Origin of the sequence: uncultured Erythrobacter sp. (genome assembly GCF_947499705.1) — a bacterium.
Lineage (GTDB): Bacteria > Pseudomonadota > Alphaproteobacteria > Sphingomonadales > Sphingomonadaceae > Erythrobacter.
In genome coordinates, this window is record NZ_CANMPJ010000001.1 from 2,480,408 (window position 1) to 2,497,379 (window position 16,972).

Sequence of the window (16,972 nt, forward strand, 5' to 3'; positions counted from 1 at the left end):
TGCCGCTACGCTTCAGTTGCGCGCACAGTCTTGAGCGCGCGCTTGCTTGGACCTGGTGGTATTCTTGGACGCGACATAGGAGCCCGAGAGCGCGATATCGATCCGCGAAACCTTGGACAGATCGATGCCCTTGTTGTCCTTCTTTGGCAGCGTAAGCGTCCATGACGCGAACGGAGAAACGCCGATGAACGCGCCGCCACCCCCGCCAAGATTGCCACCGCTCGGCTTGTTGGGCCCTGAGGTATAGTACGCATATGGCGCCATGCGCTGCTCGTGCGAGAAATCCATCGCCGTACCGTCGGGAGCAAACAGTCGGCTCGCCCCGTTCTGCGTCAGTTCGGCATAGATTCGATGCTGCTGCTTCTTGCCCGGAACCGCACCCACAAGATCGATAGTGACCCCCGAAATCATCACATGTGCAAACCCTTGGAAGAGCGGATCGTCATCGGCAAATGCAAAGTTGATGGTTCCGGTCTCCAGGAACTCGGCAAAGGCATCCTGCCTTCCATCTGCATCGATCGAATAGACCAAGCTAGGGAACGTCTGTTTCGGGCTCTTCATCGCGTTCATGCGATTAAGGATCTTGCCCTTCAGCGAGAGATGGAATTTTGCCATTTCGGCGACTGTCTCATCACCAGTGGCGAACTTGTTCTTGGTGAGCGCCCAGTACTGGAACGCCTGATTTTCCTGATAGAGATACCGCAACAGATGCGATTTGGCATCGCGGATCAATCCCAGCATGTAGCTTCGGTTATGCGCCAACGAAGGATCTTGAACTTCGGCCCAATTGGCGCGGATCCGGGCCAAGGCGGCATTCCGCTGCTTGATCTCTGCCTCGATCGTTGCCTGACCGATCAGGGCTTCGTTGTATTTGACCAGCTTTGCGTTGCGCGCCTTGATCAGATTGACGAAGGCATGGACCTGCTTCTTGTAGGCACGAGCCGCGGGAAGGTTGAGATAGGGCTGGATTTTCTTATCGAAATCGGCAGCACTGGCGACCAGTTTCCCACCGTCGGGTTGCTTGGCAGTGATTGCACCCTTCACCGAAGCCCAGTTCTTCTGCATCTCCTTGAAGGCCTTGCCGAGCTTGGCCAGCTTGGCGATGTATTTTCTTGCATCCACCGCCGCGCTTTCAAGCTTGCCCATCGCTTCAATCTCGCCGTAGCCATCTTCGAAATTGCCAGCGATCTGAACGATCGAAACGACGGCATTCAAAATGTCCATGAACGAACAATTGGGCAGCCGGTTCTCGACCGCTTTCTGAAACGCTGCGTTGGCGGAAGTAAGCGACGCGCTCATCGCTTGCTGCTGAACCCCCAGTGCATCAATTTCCTTGCCCAAGGCAGTGCGCGCCGTGATCGTCTGCGCGAGTGAGGCGTTTAGACGATTGATCGCGTTTTGCGCGTTGACGAAGGATTGCTCAAACACCGTCCGCTGCTTGGCGAGTTGTCCGGCCTGCTTCACATAAGTGTTCGCCTGACCTTCGATATCTTTGGCCAGCGTAACCATAGAATCCAGCGCCGATTGGTAGTAGCCGAGCGACACCACCGGGACGTGATTGGTGAACTCCCCGAAATATCCCATGCCATGAGCAAGTCGATTTTTCTGCGACACCACGCGGTCGTGCATTGCGACCCACTCATTGGGATCGATCAACCGCTCGGATTCCTCCCACCCGGTCGACATGAAATGTTCGGGTGCTAGCTTCTCGTGGTTGGCAAAGCGGACACAGCTGCCATCATCAAGGAAGAAGTACGAATTGCCGTCGATCTTGTCCCAATTGACCGCCGCACAGATCTTGGTGCCGTATTGCGACATGCCCGGCCATAGATCATCAAGCGGCTTCGGCCCTTCATCGACACGGTCGAGTTTTTGGTTGAAGCGCAGATACTTGGCATTTGAAAGGAGGAAGTAGGTGTACCCACCCTCTTCGTCGGTCAGCGCGGCTACTATTTTCTTTTCGAATCCGTCAGTGCCTTTCCAGCCCCCGGCAGTCCAGGCAAGGCCGCTATCAGTTTTGCCTGCGCCCACATTGAAGCGGACGTAGCGCCCTTTCTTCAGGAAAAAGTAGATGTGACCATTGTGCTTTTGGTAGTCGGCGACGGCAATGATGTCCTTGCCGTATGGCGCCATCCCGCCAAAGATATCGATCTTGTTCGGGCCGGCATCGAACTTTCCTTTCAGCAGGTTGTATTGATAGTATTTGCCGTTGGTCAGATAGAAATAGGTGCAATGATTGGCCGACACCGTCGCGCACAATTTCTTCCACGGCACAGGTGGTAGGCTGCCCGCGTCCTTTGAGTCGGCAGGCGTCACTTTCTCCAGCCATTCGTATAGAGTCAGCGCCTGTTTGTAGTCGCCCGACATGTAGTGAAGGTCAGCGGCATGGAGTGCGATTTCACGCTGCGCCAGCCGGACTGGGTAGGTTTTGTAGAAGTCCGAATAATCGGTGATGGCCGCGATCTCGGGCGCGAAAGCCTTGCCGGGATTGGCCGATGCCGCCGCGTCGCCGGATTTACCGGTTTTGCCATTCGCCCCGGACGCAGCGAACTTGTTGATGGTGTTGCAGTAGGAGACCGAACTGCCGCCTATCCAGTGGTTATGGCAAGCCATCCATTGTCCGCCTTGCCCGCCATCCCCTTTGGCGCCACCAGCGCCGGGCTTCGCGGTCGGGCCTTTGGGGCCTGCCTTAGCGCTCTTGGTCAGCTTCCCCGATCTTTGGCAACTCGCCACGGCAATATGGCCACCATTTCCGCCATTGCCGGATTGCCCAGCTGTACCACCTTTGCCACCATCGCCTCCCGGCCACCCCTTGGTCGGGGGCGTAATATCCCCATCGTTATCAGCGGTCGCAGCCACACCAGCCCAGCCCAGAGCGCCATCGCCGCCCTGCCCGCCATCCTGTCCACGGCCACCGATTCCGCCATCGGCCTTTAGTTGCAGCGCCCCTTTTATCGTTTCGGCAACAATCAAGATATCGCCCGCATCTTTTCCGTGCGAGGCTGCTGCACCGGGCTTACCTTTTGCACCATTTTCCAAATATTGAAGCGGTTTCGGGAAAAGGCCGCGCTGGCCTGGTTTTGCTTTCCTGGGGGCATCGCCTGAAGTAAAGCTCTTGTCCGGCGCGCCGCCGCTGGTGTCGATCGTACAGCCATTGGCGTTGATCTCTCGCGCGATCAATCTGATCGGCAAGCCGTGCAGAACCAGATTCCCATTCGCCGGCAAGTTGATCACATCCGCAAACACTGTGAAGGATTTGTCCGGCGCGATCATGGCTGCCGTAAGGTCGATTTCCATCGCGACATATTCGATCGCCGTCGGCGTGATATGCTTTTGCGAGGCGAAATAGTCGGGCAGCTTCGCGGTCATAAAATTCCCCGTTGGCAAAGTGAATAACGTTGTTTTCCGTTGCACAGGGACGCAACCGTTTGTTCTGATCTACAGATTATTCAAGCTGTGCAGCCTTAGGGATAGATTCATTTGCACTCTATTGCGAGCGGATAGAAGTGATAGGCAGCACGGGTCAGTTCTGACTGGCGCGCAACAAACCAAAAATTGCTTCGCAACCGTGCCCCGGCGACGTGACGTCGTCGTATGGCTTAATTATGCGACTGGGCATTGGCGTCGGGTCCGCCCTTTGTGTCAGTCTCCTTTGGCCACACCCAGCAGGCACACCGCCAGCAATACCGTAGCAAGCACGCCCGAACCGCCGGCCAGCGGTAGTTCGCCCAGAAAATCGCGGCCCATGGCCATCGAACCGGCATTGGCGACCATCGCGACTGCGCCAACCGCCACGGTCAGCCAGCCGATCACCTTCCCGCCCGCCTGCGTGCAAGCCATTCCGAACACCACTGCAGCCAAGCCTAGCAGGATCTTCGCCGCGTTGTAGACCATGAAGGAAAACGCGACGACTGCTCCCGCTGCCGGGGCAAGTCCCTCGACTTCGCCAGCCGCTTCGAAAAACGGTCCGAACATCGTCAGGCCCACGCCGACCTGCACGACATTCAACACAGCGCTCATCGCGATAGCCGAGAAGCCCAGCGTATAGCGCTTGGCGGCGACCAGGGCTGAGCCTGCGAAAGCGGCGAGCAGTGTGAAGATCAGACCTTCCGAGCCCCAAAGCAGCTGGCGCGGCGGCGCTTCGACATCGATCCCACTTTCTCTGGCGACGTAAAAGCCGGTATAGACCGCCTGCGTCACAGCCGCCAGAATGAGCAAGACTGCGACGATCTGAACGGTGCGTTTGAGTGTGAATTCCATTATGTCAGCCCCTGCAAGATACGTTTCTTTCATCCGTGTTCGAACCGCCCTAGCGCAAGGTTACGTGCAGATGAACGAAAATGCCGATTGGGGCTTGGGCGCGGTTGGAGGCGCAGGGGTCTGACACAGCTTTACCGTCTCGATACGACTGCCCCTGCAATCGCGGACCGGTTCTGCGCGCGCCTTGGCGAAGACCCGTGGCAGGGCGGCTATGTCGCGCCTCTCAAGTTTGCGCCGATTGTCACCGCAGGGCGCGAACTTATCGCCGGACCTCGGCCTGCGGGCGGGCGGCTGCAACCGCGACTTGTCCCGCGACTTTGGGGCGTGGCCCCTCCCCCTTCGGCAGATGATCCGATGCGGCGGGTCACGACCGTGCGCAATCCGGACAGCCCGTTCTGGATCGGCAATTTGCGCAACAGTGAGTTCCGCTGCCTGATCCCGGTGACGTCCTTCATGCTTTGGGGCAGCGAGACCGACTATGAAGGCCGGCGTTTGAAGCACTGGTTTGCGCCGCCGGACGAACCGATCTTTGCCATGGCTGGTGTTTGGAAAGACGAAGAAGTCCCCGGCTTCGCGCTGCTAACGCAGGATGCACGGGGCGCACCGAAAGAGGTCGGTTGCAAGGCAATGCCCGTGGTCCTGCCCGATGAAGAGCAGGCACGGCAGATCTGGTTGCATGGCGGATGGGACACAGCGCGAAAGCTGATCGAGCAAGGCAGCCCGCCCTTGATCGAGCATCCTTTCAAAGCAGGCTGAGCACGCTGACGCCCCTCAACTAAAGCCCGATCACCGTCTCCTGTGCCGCTAGCGAGAATGTCCGCTTGTCCGCTGCGTTGGGCAACAATTCGTTCCGCGCCGCGAGGAACCGGTCGAGATCGCCGCCGTAGGAGTTCGCCAAGCGCCCGCCGGTCAGATCGTGAAACTTGCCCCAATGCTGCGCATAGGGAATCTCCGCTTCATCCAGCGCGCGGCGGATATGTTCGACAATGGCGTGGGTGTTGACCGAGTTCAGCCCGTCCATGTCGATCACGCAGCTTGGATCGTAGCGGGTGAAGGCGAGATGGCCGGGTGATTTCTGCACGAAGCGGCAGGCAAAAGCGATGGGTGCTGGTCCAAAGCGGGCGTGGGTCTTGAGCGCAATGTCGAGCGCTTCGTCGCAGCGCGCAGCCGGGACAGCCACCGACACCCCGGCGGTCTGCGAGCGCGGCGTGGTGAAATTGAACATCTCACCCCAAGACCCGATTTCGTTGCGGAACAACTTCAATTGCAGCTTGAAAATCTCGGTCGTCACAAACGGCGTCAACGGATCGAGCACGTCGAGCAGTTTGCCGACAAAGCCGGGCAGATCGTAAGCTGGACCGAACTTGCCCTGCTGGCGGTAGTCAATCTCGTAGTCCGGGTCCCAGGGCAGCTCATACATGATCTTCACCCGCGCCGGATCGTCGGGCGCATGCGGGTTGAAAACGGCCTGGAAGAAATACGGCTGCGGGTTGCCCGGCGGGATGGTCACATCGCCGGGAATGTCGAGCGAGCGCGGGTCGAAATTGCGCATCGCCTGGCGGAGCGTGTCGTCGTAAGGATGCTCGAACTGCGAGGCGCTGAGTAGAAATCGCGGGCGCGTTTCGATCACCACTGAATGGATCACGCCGAGCAGGCCGAGGCTGACAAGCGCGGCTTCGAACTTCTCGTCGTCGCGGGTGAGGACTGCGCCGAAGCTTTCAGCGAGACTTTGCGCCACAACAGGTCGGGAGGGGCGTTCGAGCCATAGATTCTGCCCATCGACAGTCAGCAACTGGATCGCGACCACCAGGCTTTGAATGCCGCCATGATCGATCGCCGAACCATGCGTGCCCGTAGACATCGCGCCGACGATCGTCTGCCCATTGCTGGCACCCGAGGTCGCGAGCGATCGCTCACGTTGGCGCTCGAGGTATTGGTTGATCTCGTGAACCGACGTCCCGCATTGCGTCAGCAGCAGGCTGTCCGGATCGCCGGTAAAGCCGGGATCGAGCGCGGCAGGTCCGAGTAGCGCTTTGCGATTGGCGGGTGAGGTGTCGAGCAGCCACGCATCCTGCTGCGCAGAAACCTGCGAGAATGACCAATTCGCACCCATCGGCCTGATGGTAGCACCGGCCGTCCGCGCCTCCTCGATCAGATCGAGCACCAGTTCTGCCGACCGTTTGAAACTCGCGGGCCGGAGCGATCCGGATGCCGGACGCAGTTGCAGATGCCGCGCCGCATCGACAGCATAGGTGCGGTGCCAGTTGATCCAGTTGGTGTTGGAAATCTCGCGGATTTGCGGGTCAGTCGCCATCGCTCGCTCCCTCGCCTTCGGGCGATCCCCCAAGGGTCGGCACTTCGCCATCCGCTTCCTTGGCGCAGACATATTCGATCTTGGTGGATTGATAGCCGCCCAGGGTGATCGTGCTGAGCAGCGATTCAAAGAAGCCCCGCTTCACAAATACGTCAGCGACGCCGTTACTCTCGCATTCGAGGATTTCGACATTGGCAATCGCGCCGCCGAAGCTTTCGACTTTAGCAGGCTGAGCGCTGCCTTCGCGAACAGGAAGCTCGATCTGGAAATGATGGGTCGTGCTGCATCCGCTCAGCAAGAGTGCGGCGACACACGCCGATCCCCCCAAAGACAGTTTGGTCATCGCACGCCCTCCCTATCGCAGAAGGTGCAACTGTACTCTATTCGGGCCGGATTCTCAATTTGACTTTATTTGTCGTTTATTTCGAAGACTCTATCCGATACGCGCGTTCATTGCTCTGAGACTTCCGCAATTGGAACCACCTGACCTTCTTCGGTAAAGTAATCCCAGCCGCTATCCTTGAGTGAGGCGGGTTCCTGCGCGGGAACATGCATGCCGACCGCCCCTTCTGCATTGAGCGTTGTGTCGACCAGCCCCTCGGCATCGTCTTCGCTGAAGAACCAGAACGGTACGATGGCGAGGCCACTACGGGCGCTTGAGAGGAACTCGGCATGCGGCTCGTAATATTCGGTGCCGGGATCGGCGTCACCCAGATGCATGACGCGGTGCGCCATCTGCGCGCCGCTCGCTGCGGACACGCGGAAGGTGATGTTGTGAATATCGGCATGGCGATCTGGCCAACCGCTATGGGGTGATCGGAACGCCTCGACCTTGGCCGCGCCGATTTCGAAGCTTTCGGCCTGCGCTCCATTGTCCAGCGAGATTGCCCTGATGCGCGTCGCGAAGGTCGGATTCCACTCCTCAACCGCGCGCATCTGCTCCACTGCCTGTGCAGGGGCTACCAATTGCAGCTCCGGCTGCGCCGCGAGCATTCGGGTGATGTGACGTGCCGAGAAATGATCGCCGTGCGCATGGCTCACGAAAACGGCGGTGACATTGTCGTAAGGTGCCTCACCCGCCACAATGCGCTCGATCAAGGCTGCGTCGAGCTGCTCAAGCGATCCGAAATGGTTGTCGTATAGCGGGTCGAACAGGAACTTCATCGCAGCGTCCGGCGCACCAATCTGCGCCGTCACCCCGGCATTGAGGATCGAGGTGGCAGTGCCGGTCGCCGAGCTCGCTCGCGTGGCAGCAGAGGCTGGAGCGCCAGGTTCTTCGTTGGCGCAACCTGCGAGCGCCACAACCATTGGAACCACCGCGGCCATGAGTGTTCCGAACCTTACCAAGTGTAGCCTCCCCAGCCGTTATCTATTGGCAACGTCATAGGAAATATTTGAGCCGATGTCCCCGTGATACTTGCGCGCTTCATACTCGTCGCCTTTGATACGTCCCAACAGGGGCGCGAAGAATCGATGGCGAATTGCCATCACTGTCCCTTGCTGTGTGAAAACGAAGGGACGTCCCATGAAGACCAAATATCTGCTTTCGACCGCTCTGAGCGTGGGTGTTGCTGCGAGTGTATTGGCGATGCCGGAAGATGCGCGGGCGGATGACTGCCTGCTGGACCGCGACGATGATGGCGTCGTTGATGCCGCTACCGACAATGACGGCGGGGCGGATTCGCTCAATCGTGACGACAACCTAGCATGCGGCGTCGGCGCGAGCGCATCTGGCTCATTCACCACGGCCATCGGCGGCAACGCTACATCGGGTTCGTCCGCCGTTGCCTTGGGATTCGGCGCGACAGCGACCGGAGCAAGTAGCGTTGCATTGGGTAGTTCCGCGTCGGCAAGCATGGACTTTGCGACGGCTGTTGGAAGGTTTAGTAGTGCTAGTGCACAATTCTCAACAGCACTTGGATACCGTGCAACTGCGGAAGCTACCAGTGCATTGGCAGTCGGAACACAATCTGTTGCAAGCGGTGCATCTTCAGTTGCCTTGGGGATTGGATCTGAAGCTACTGCGAGCGATGCGGTTTCGATTGGAAGTCACGCGGAAGCTACAGGTCGCGGGGCGATCGCTATAGGTGGCGACGACAACTCGAGTTCACCATTCCAAGGGCCAATTGCTTCGGGGTTTGCAAGCATCGCAATTGGTCTGAACGCACGCGTCGATACCGGCGAGCGTGGAGTTGCGATAGGGTTTGCTTCTTTGACTGGAGAAAACGGTGTTGCGGTAGGCCAAACTGCACGCGCTGGGGAGGAAAGCGTGGCAATCGGAAGCAACGTTGTCACAAGACTAGGCTCCGTAGCAATCGGTGCAAACAGCTTCAGCGATTCCAACGTCGCCGACGCGGTGGCCATTGGCCACACTGCTCTCGCCAGAAGAAACAATAGCGTAGCTATCGGAGCCAGAGCTCAGACACTTGGCACGAACAGCGTCGCATTGGGCGCTGACTCGCTCACCAATGAGCTCAATGTCGTCTCCGTCGGCAACGACAGTCTTAAGCGCCGGATTGTGAATGTCGCCAATGGCACGGCCGACACCGATGCTGCAACCGTTGGGCAGCTCAACGCTGTCGCTGCGATGGCTGGCAGTAATCCTTATGTCGATATCAACTCAACCGGCTCCGGAGCACTCGCCTCCGGAGCCGATGCGATTGCGATCGGAGAATCGGCAATCTCTTCGGACAATGGAACGATTGCAATCGGCGCCAACACCGCATCGAACGAACCGGGTGCCATCGCGATTGGCTCTGGCGCGCAAGCGTTCTCATCTCTCACCGGCGTGACTGGTATGATCGCTTTAGGCCAAGATGCTTCATCAAATTCAACCGGGGCAGTCGCTCTAGGACGCTCCGCGTCCGCGTCCGAAATCGACGCACTCGCGTTTGGAGCTTTTTCAAATGCTTCCGGGACTGATGCCGTGGCCATCGGAGAACGCTCGAATGCTAGCGCATTTTCTGTAGCGCTAGGCGGAGGAAACAGCACAGCGACCGGCAACGGCTCGGTTGCTGTCGGTTGGCGTACTGATGCGAGCGGCGCAAGTTCGACTGCAGTGGGATCCGGCGCAGACGCGACCAGTGACAACGCTGTTGCCATCGGCTCGGGAAGCGACGCGCGCGCAACCAATGCAGTGGCGTTGGGCTTTGGAACCATTGCAAACAGGGCTGATTCTGTAGCGGTAGGCGGACGCCAGATTGTTAGCGTAGCCGCTGGCACCCAAGACAACGACGCGGTCAATCTCGGTCAGCTTAACGCTGCGATTGCGGGCGTGTCTTCCGGTGGAGGTGGGAGCGCCTATTTGGCCGTGAATTCCACCGGAATTGCAGCCAGCGCGACAGGCGACGAAGCCATTGCCATTGGTGGGAATTCAACCGCCAATGGCAATGATTCTCTCGCGATTGGGACAGGGGCAATAGCAACAGAGGCTCAATCGACAGTAGTTGGTGCATCTGCGCAGGCAATCCAATTCAATGACATTGCGATTGGTTTCCAAGCCCGAGCGGATGGGAGGAACGCGGTTGCCTTGGGCGTCAGCGCGGAGGCGGGAGGATTCGGAGCCTTGGCCTTGGGTTTTGTCGCAGAAGGCCTTGCAGATCGCGCTACGGCAATTGGTGGCTTTTCTGACGCGACTGAGGACAACGCAAGCGCATTGGGCTATTTCAGCTTAGCTCTTGCGACGAACGCAACCTCGCTCGGGGCATTCGCAGTCGCATCAGGCCAAGCTTCTGTCGCAATCGGGGGCGACGGCTCGTTCGATTCCAATGATGGCGATTTCGGAGCACGCGCCACCGGCACACAGACCACCTCTGTCGGTGCCGACGCCTTCTCGTCCGGGCTCAACACCACCGCGCTCGGCGCGGGATCTAACGCCACGGGCGTGCAATCAACCGCCGTCGGTTCCGGAGCGGGCGCGAACGGTACCGGCGCTCTCGCATTTGGCGCGTTCAGCCAGGCGCGCGGGACTTTTTCGACCGCGCTTGGCTATGCCAGCTTTGCGCCAGCTGCGCGCTCGACGGCGATTGGCAACACGGCTCAAGCAACCGGTGAAGAGGCAACCGCGATAGGCTTCGGCACGCGCGCTCGGGCCAACAACGCGACTGCCGTCGGCGCGGGTGCCATCGCGGATCAAACGGGCGCCACCGCAATTGGCGCAGGGGCCTCCACCACCGCCGCCAATCAGGTCGCCATCGGCGGCACGGGCAGTGCGGTACGGATTGGCGATATCGAGGCGTCCACCCTCGCCCAGTCTGGTCCTGTCGATGTCGTCACAGTCGATCAGAACGGCACGCTCGGTCGCCAGCAGGTAGCGACAGCTGCTTCGGTAGCCAATGTCCGCACCTCTGTGAACGCTTTGGCGCAGGTCAGCGAGACCCAGTTCAACCAGCTCTCCAATCAGGTGCTTGCCCTGGATGGCCGGGTCAGCGGGCTGGAGTTCCGGCTTGAAGACGTCGATCAACGCGCGCGCGGCGGCATTGCGGCAGCCGCCGCGCTCGGCAGCGCCATTGCCCTGCCCGACAAGGACTTTGTCGTTGCAGGCAATGTCGCAACCTATGGCGGCGAACAGGGTTATGCGCTGTCACTGGTCGGGCGCGCGACCGAAAGCTTCGCTCTGACAGCTGGCGTGGCAGGCAACACAGGCGACGGCGATGTGATCGCGCAGGCGGGCTTTGCGCTCGGGTTCTAAGACCGCAATCGTCCGGCTCTGGTACGGAGTGTCACTTATTCGACACTCCGTACCACCAACCCGCAGAAAATTCCTGAAAATGCCGCTGAAATACATGACATCCATGATTTGAGACGCTTTTGTCCCGGATTGCGGGGGCGCGAAACGGATTTGCTGTGACACTTGATCGTCTCCCCCTTTGTTTTGACGAGAGGGACTGACGATGAAAACCAAACTGCTGCTTTCGACCGCTTTGAGCGTAGGTGTTGCTGTGAGTGTGCTGGCAATGCCGCAAGAGGCGCGGGCGGATGCAACGCCCCCATGCAACAACAATCCCGTCGGTCCCGATGGGGTTGCTGCAACTGACGACGAAGGTCTCGAATGCGGCGAAAACTCCATGGCAACCGGAAGCGATTCCACTGCACTGGGTGAAGACACCTTCGCGGCCGGATTTGAATCGATTGCTATTGGCAAGAGCTCTGCAGCCACCGGGTCATCAGGCATTGCCATCGGGCAATCGGCGGACGCTACACAAGCGGCAGCGGTGGCTATCGGTCGCAACACTCAAGCGGGTGGCGGCGCGTCTATTGCTATCGGTGATACTGCGAGCACCAACGACTTTGCGCAGATCGCGCTCGGATCTTCTGCGACCACAACTGACCGTGAATCCATCGCGATAGGTCAGGCAGCAACCGCCTCCGGTTCCTACGCAATCTCGCTTGGCGCCGGGACGGTAACCAACGGGCTCAGCTCGATCGCCATCGGCTGGTCGGCGAATGTGCAGTCGCAGCGCGCCACAGTGGTCGGGGCAACTGCAAGCGTTGCTGCCAATGCGGAGAACAGTGTTGCGCTTGGTCACCGAGCGTCCGTTTCGAGCGGCGGAACCAATGGTGTCGCAGTCGGCAACTTTGCAAACGCCGCAGCAGTGAACGCGGTAGCCATCGGCAACTTTTCTGAGGCCACCGGAACCGGCGCGTTTGCCTTGGGGACCGAATCCGAAGCGACCGCGGCCGGAGCCATCGCCATTGGATCGGAAAACAGCGAAACCTTCGAATCTGAAACCGTCGCCAGCGGCGAAGGTAATGTGGCTATCGGACGCGGTGCTCGTGCAGCTTTCGGTATCGACAGCGTAGCAATCGGCGACAACGCCGAGGTTCGCGGCGGACCCGGCATCTCGATTGGCGCAGATGCCTACGCGCAGGACAATGCCATTAGCATTGGCGTCAACGCTCAGGGTGTCAACGAAACCGTTCTGGTCGGAAACAACACCAGCGTCGGAACAAACGCGCGTAACATCGTAGCAATCGGCAACAATGCCTTCAGCGAAGATGGCGGTGTTGCTCTCGGCGACGGAGCTGCCGTGAATGGATCGGGTTCTGTTGCACTCGGTCGGAATTCGGAGACCTCAGAAATCAACGTGGTTTCCGTCGGCAGCAGCAGTAACAGGCGTCGGATTACCAATGTGCAGGACGGTATCAACGCCAACGACGCCGTAACCGTGGCGCAGCTCAATGCAGCGGTCGCTGGGGGTGCAGGCTCGAACCAGTTCATCGACGTTGACGGATCGGGGAACCCGGCCTCGGCTAGCAACAATTCCATCGCCATAGGTTCCGACGCTACCGCCAACGTCATCTCTTCCGTTGTCATCGGTGATGGAGCCAACTCGACAAACAGTCGTTCGGTTGTGCTGGGCAACAACGCCGACTCCTTCAATGGCACAGAATCCGTTGCCATCGGCGCTGATGCCGATGCCTTTGGTAGTGGAAACGTCGCAGTCGGTGTCGCTGCTGCGGCTTCGGGCGGGTCTGTCGCGGTTGGCGCGGGTGCCGACACTTCGTTCTCTGCAAATGCCGTCGCGATTGGTCTAGGCAGCTCGGTGTTCGGCGACGGATCGGTTGCAGTCGGCACGGGTTCGGTTGCGAGTGGAACAGGCGTCTTCTCTATCGGGTCGGAGACGATCAAGCGCCGAATTACCAATGTCGCTGCTGCCTCTGACGCCACCGACGCGGTCAATCTCGGCCAACTCAATGCCGCGATTGCCGGAGTATCTGGCGGCGGTGGCGGTAGCGCATTCCTTGCCGTCAATTCCACTGGTTCAGCTGCCAGCGCGACCGGTACAGATGCAATTGCAGTCGGCACCGCTGGCGCCGAGGGTGACCGTGCTATCGCAGTGGGCGCAGATGCCTTTGCCGGGAATGTCGATAGTGTCGCAGTTGGTTCTGATGCCAATGCGGAAGGCGATCGTGCAGCAGCCTTTGGCAGCCTTGCTCGCGCTGATGCGAACGATGCGGTGGCCATCGGCTATGCTACCTCTGCCACAGGATCGGGTTCTGTTGCCCTAGGCGGTGACGGGAATGACGATGACACCAACGGTACATTCGGCGCGCAGGCGCTCGGCACCCAGACCACTTCCCTCGGTGCTGATGCATTCTCGGCTGGTCTCAACACCACCGCGCTGGGTGCGGGAACGCTGGCGACCGGCGTGCAGTCCACCGCTGTCGGCTCCGGTGCAGGCGCGAACGGTGTCGGCGCTCTCGCCTTTGGTGCGTTTTCTCAAGCGCGCGGCACGTTCTCGACCGCGCTGGGCTATCAGTCTTTCGCTGCTGTCGACCGTGCCACGGCAATCGGCAACACCGCGCAGGCGACCAATGTGCAATCGACCGCTATCGGCTTTGGCACCCGCGCTCGTGGGACGGACTCGACCGCCATCGGTTCGGGAGCCGTCGCCGACCAAGCCAACGCTACGGCAGTTGGCGCTGGAGCCACCACCACAGCCGCTAACCAAGTCGCTCTTGGCGGCACGGGCAGCGCGGTTCGGATCGGCGATATCGAAGCCTCGACCATGGCGCAGGTTGGGCCGGTTGACGTGGTCACTGTCGATCAGAACGGAACGCTCGGTCGTCAGCAAGTCGCAGCCGCCGCTTCGGTGCAGAATGTGCGCACCTCGATCAACGCTCTCGCCGAAATTTCAGACGCGCAGTTTGACGCGCTCGCTGGGCGGGTGACTTCGGTCGAAGGACGGCTCGATCTGGTCGAAGGGCAACTGGAAGTCCTCGGTAACGAGATCGCCAGCTCCACTGCGGTTGCTGTGGCGATGGGCGGAACCACCTTCCTGCCTGACACCAGTTTTAGCCTTAGCGCCAATGTCGGCACCTATGATGGCGCGCATGCCGGATCGTTCACGATCGGCGCGCTCGTCAGCGAGAATGTCGCGGTCAACGCCGGTGTGGCGACCGGCTTCAACCGCAACGGGAAAACTGCCGGACGCGTTGGCGTTACGCTGGGCTTCTAAGATAGCGAAACAAACGGAAGAACGATTGCGTGGGATGCGAACGTCGCATTCCACGCAATTTGAAATTGTCTCATTTCGACAAGTAAGCAGTAATCCAATGCTCTAAAGCCTTCACGATGCGGAGGTTTTGAACGGATTAGGGACAACTGGCGCAGTTTTCATAATCGGCCACAGAGCCGACTGGTCGGGTCGTGAGCCGACCGTCCCTTCATCGCTGATGAAAGGGAAATGAAATGAGGAATACACTGCTGCTTTCGACTGCGCTCACAATAGGCGCTGTCGCTTCGTTGATTGTGCCCGCGGAGCAGGCGCGCGCCGATGACTGCCTGCTAGACCGGGACAATGATGGCAATGTCGATCTGGGCCCTACCGACAATGATGGCGGGGCGAACTCTTCGGATTCAGACACCCGAACGGCGTGCGGCGTCGGCGCAGTGGCCACGGGTTCATTCGCCAGTGCTTTTGGCAGCGAGGCCAATGCAACAGGGCTGCGCAGCATTGCAATTGGTCGTATCTCGGAAGCAACGGCTGCTGACGCGACGGCTGTGGGCCACTTCGCCCAAGCGACCGGTGATGATTCCACGGTTGTCGGACAGGCCGCAATTGCGAGCGGAGCTCGCGCGACCGCTCTCGGTCAAGGTAGCTCTGCAAGCATGGCTGACGCCACTGCAGTCGGCCAGTCCGCCAACGCCAGCGGTGCGGGCGCAATCGCAATTGGCCACGGCGCCGCTGCGCCAACCCAAAATTCAATCGCCATCGGCACCGATTCCGACGCCACCAATTCGGGCAGCGTCGCGATCGGAGGCGATGGCACCGATGGAGATACGCTAGGCGCGCAGGCGACCGGAGCCGAGTCTGTCGCGATTGGTGCCGACGCGGTGGCATCAACCGTTGCAGCGGTCGCCTTGGGCAAGGGGGCAACCGCCAGTGGCGTTGGCGGGACCTCTATCGGCACAAGTACGATTGCCTCTGGCGCCCGCTCGACTGTCGTGGGTGTGAACTCGCAAACCATCGGAACCGACAGCACAGCAATCGGCGCAAACGCAATCGCAGATTTCAACAATTCGACCCTGCTAGGAGCCAGTTCCGCAGTCGGAGGCGCTAACAGCCTCGCGGCAGGTTTTGGCGCGAACGCTAACGGTGAAGATGCCACGGCCATCGGCGCTGGGGCGCAGGCGGCTGCCTTCGGCACGGCTTTCGGACGTCTGGCCATTTCAAGCGCCAGCGAAGCTCTCGCTATCGGCCAGAATAGCGACGCCACCTCCACAGCCGCTGTGGCAGTCGGGACGGATGCGCAGGCCACAGGTATCGCTGCGGTTTCGCTGGGACGGCAAGCCAACGCTTCAGCGAGCGACGCCATCGCAATCGGCCGGTCAAGCGCAGCCAGCCAAAGCAACGCGCTGGCCTTCGGGTCCTTCGCGGAAGCCACCGGTACCGGAGCTCTTGCCTTCGGGGCGCGGAGCGATGCCACCGCAACGGGCGCAATTGCCATTGGCGGCGATGCGCCGGTTGATGTGGATTCGGACGGCGCAAGCGCTACAGGCGACTTCTCGCTTGCCATCGGACCGGATGCTTCGGCGTCAGGCGGACTGTCTTATGCACTCGGTGCAATTTCCAGTTCCAGCGGCACCAATGCGACTGCCATCGGCTCATTTTCGAACGCGGCGGGCGGTTCGTCTTTGGCGATTGGTTCTTCCAGCTCCGCCGCAAGCGATCGTTCGACAGCGCTCGGCGCAGCGGCTGCCGCCACGGCAGAAAACGCCACAGCGCTCGGCGCCAGAGCCAATGCCGGTTTTGCGAACTCAACCGCTCTGGGCGTTGATGCAACGTCAACCGCAGCCAACCAAGTTACATTGGGCGGCACGGGAAGCTCGGTGCGGATCGGCGATATTGCTGCAAGCACGGCGGCGCAGGTAGGCCCGGTTGAAGCGGTGACGGTCGATGGCAGCGGTGTGCTGGGCACAAGCTCCGTCGCGACAGCCGCTTCAGTCGAGAATGTCCGGGTTTCGCTGAACGCTCTCTCGCAAGTCAGCGATGCCCAGTTTGCGCAGCTCGAAACCAGCGTATTGGCGCTCGATGGGCGGGTGTCCGGGCTGGAGTTCCAGCTCGAGGATCTCGACGAGCGCACGCGCGGCGGTGTGGCGATGGCAATGGCCATGGGCGCAGCTCCGATTGTGCCGGGCAAGAATGTCTCGATGACGGTCGCCGCCGCCAATTATCGCGGCGAGCAAGCGTTCTCAGGATCGCTCACCGGGCGCGTGTCGGAAAGCGTGTATCTGTCCGCCAGCGTCAGCGGCAATACGAGCGATGAGAATGTCGGCGCGCGGGTCGCGGCGACCATCGGTTTCTGAACGACGCCTTCTGAAAAACGCCTTCTGCAATCGCGGCGCTGGGTGTCCCGTAACGGGGCATCCAGCCCTGCAAATCGCTGGAATAC

At 60.1% G+C, this 16,972-nt stretch carries 9 protein-coding genes; 4 read left to right on the forward strand and 5 right to left on the reverse strand.

The genetic code is table 11. From position 1 onward, the window contains the following. Nucleotides 1-12 precede the first annotated feature (12 nt). Both Q0837_RS11645 and Q0837_RS11650 read right to left on the reverse strand, forming a co-directional pair. Entirely contained in the window at nt 13-3,369 is a 3,357-nt protein-coding gene (locus Q0837_RS11645; protein ID WP_298469172.1) for a hemopexin repeat-containing protein, read from the reverse strand. A 273-nt stretch (nt 3,370-3,642) separates the two neighbouring features. After that, entirely contained in the window at nt 3,643-4,260 is a 618-nt protein-coding gene (locus Q0837_RS11650) for a thiamine biosynthesis protein ThiC (protein WP_298469174.1), read from the reverse strand. Nucleotides 4,261-4,347: 87 nt separating this feature from the next. Between Q0837_RS11650 and Q0837_RS11655 the strand changes: the two genes are divergently transcribed. Continuing rightward, entirely contained in the window at nt 4,348-5,016 is a 669-nt protein-coding gene (locus Q0837_RS11655) for an SOS response-associated peptidase family protein (RefSeq protein ID WP_298469176.1), read from the forward strand. Nucleotides 5,017-5,035: 19 nt separating this feature from the next. On the opposite strand, the gene Q0837_RS11660 is transcribed toward Q0837_RS11655, so the two are convergent. The 3 genes from Q0837_RS11660 to Q0837_RS11670 form a co-directional block, all read right to left on the reverse strand. Further along, nucleotides 5,036-6,574: an FAD-binding protein gene (locus Q0837_RS11660; RefSeq protein ID WP_298469180.1), complete on the reverse strand. Its 1,539-nt coding sequence runs from the start codon at nt 6,572-6,574 to the stop codon at nt 5,036-5,038. Then, nucleotides 6,564-6,917, reverse strand: coding sequence for a hypothetical protein (locus tag Q0837_RS11665; protein ID WP_298469183.1), 354 nt, complete (start codon nt 6,915-6,917; stop codon nt 6,564-6,566). Before Q0837_RS11665 ends, Q0837_RS11660 begins: the two co-directional genes overlap by 11 nt. A gap of 107 nt (nt 6,918-7,024) precedes the next feature. Further along, entirely contained in the window at nt 7,025-7,900 is an 876-nt protein-coding gene (locus Q0837_RS11670; protein ID WP_298469186.1) for an MBL fold metallo-hydrolase, read from the reverse strand. 199 nt (nt 7,901-8,099) lie between these two features. On the opposite strand from Q0837_RS11670, the gene Q0837_RS11675 reads away from it, so the two are divergent. From Q0837_RS11675 to Q0837_RS11685, 3 genes are all read left to right on the forward strand, one after another. Further along, entirely contained in the window at nt 8,100-11,264 is a 3,165-nt protein-coding gene (locus Q0837_RS11675; protein WP_298469189.1) for a hypothetical protein, read from the forward strand. 202 nt (nt 11,265-11,466) lie between these two features. Next, nucleotides 11,467-14,535, forward strand: a complete 3,069-nt coding sequence (locus Q0837_RS11680; protein ID WP_298469192.1) for a YadA-like family protein — start codon at nt 11,467-11,469, stop codon at nt 14,533-14,535. A gap of 233 nt (nt 14,536-14,768) precedes the next feature. Next, entirely contained in the window at nt 14,769-16,886 is a 2,118-nt protein-coding gene (locus Q0837_RS11685; protein ID WP_298469194.1) for a YadA-like family protein, read from the forward strand. Nucleotides 16,887-16,972 lie beyond the last annotated feature (86 nt).

What these genes read in the sequence shown, in the direction of transcription:
- Q0837_RS11645 (WP_298469172.1), bottom strand. Translation starts at nt 3,369, where the DNA reads ATGACCGCGAAGCTGCCCGACTATTTCGCCTCGCAAAAGCATATCACG.
- Q0837_RS11650 (WP_298469174.1), bottom strand. Translation starts at nt 4,260, where the DNA reads ATGGAATTCACACTCAAACGCACCGTTCAGATCGTCGCAGTCTTGCTC.
- Q0837_RS11660 (WP_298469180.1), bottom strand. Translation starts at nt 6,574, where the DNA reads ATGGCGACTGACCCGCAAATCCGCGAGATTTCCAACACCAACTGGATC.
- Q0837_RS11665 (WP_298469183.1), bottom strand. Translation starts at nt 6,917, where the DNA reads ATGACCAAACTGTCTTTGGGGGGATCGGCGTGTGTCGCCGCACTCTTG.
- Q0837_RS11670 (WP_298469186.1), bottom strand. Translation starts at nt 7,900, where the DNA reads ATGGCCGCGGTGGTTCCAATGGTTGTGGCGCTCGCAGGTTGCGCCAAC.
- Q0837_RS11675 (WP_298469189.1), top strand. Translation starts at nt 8,100, where the DNA reads ATGAAGACCAAATATCTGCTTTCGACCGCTCTGAGCGTGGGTGTTGCT.
- Q0837_RS11680 (WP_298469192.1), top strand. Translation starts at nt 11,467, where the DNA reads ATGAAAACCAAACTGCTGCTTTCGACCGCTTTGAGCGTAGGTGTTGCT.
- Q0837_RS11685 (WP_298469194.1), top strand. Translation starts at nt 14,769, where the DNA reads ATGAGGAATACACTGCTGCTTTCGACTGCGCTCACAATAGGCGCTGTC.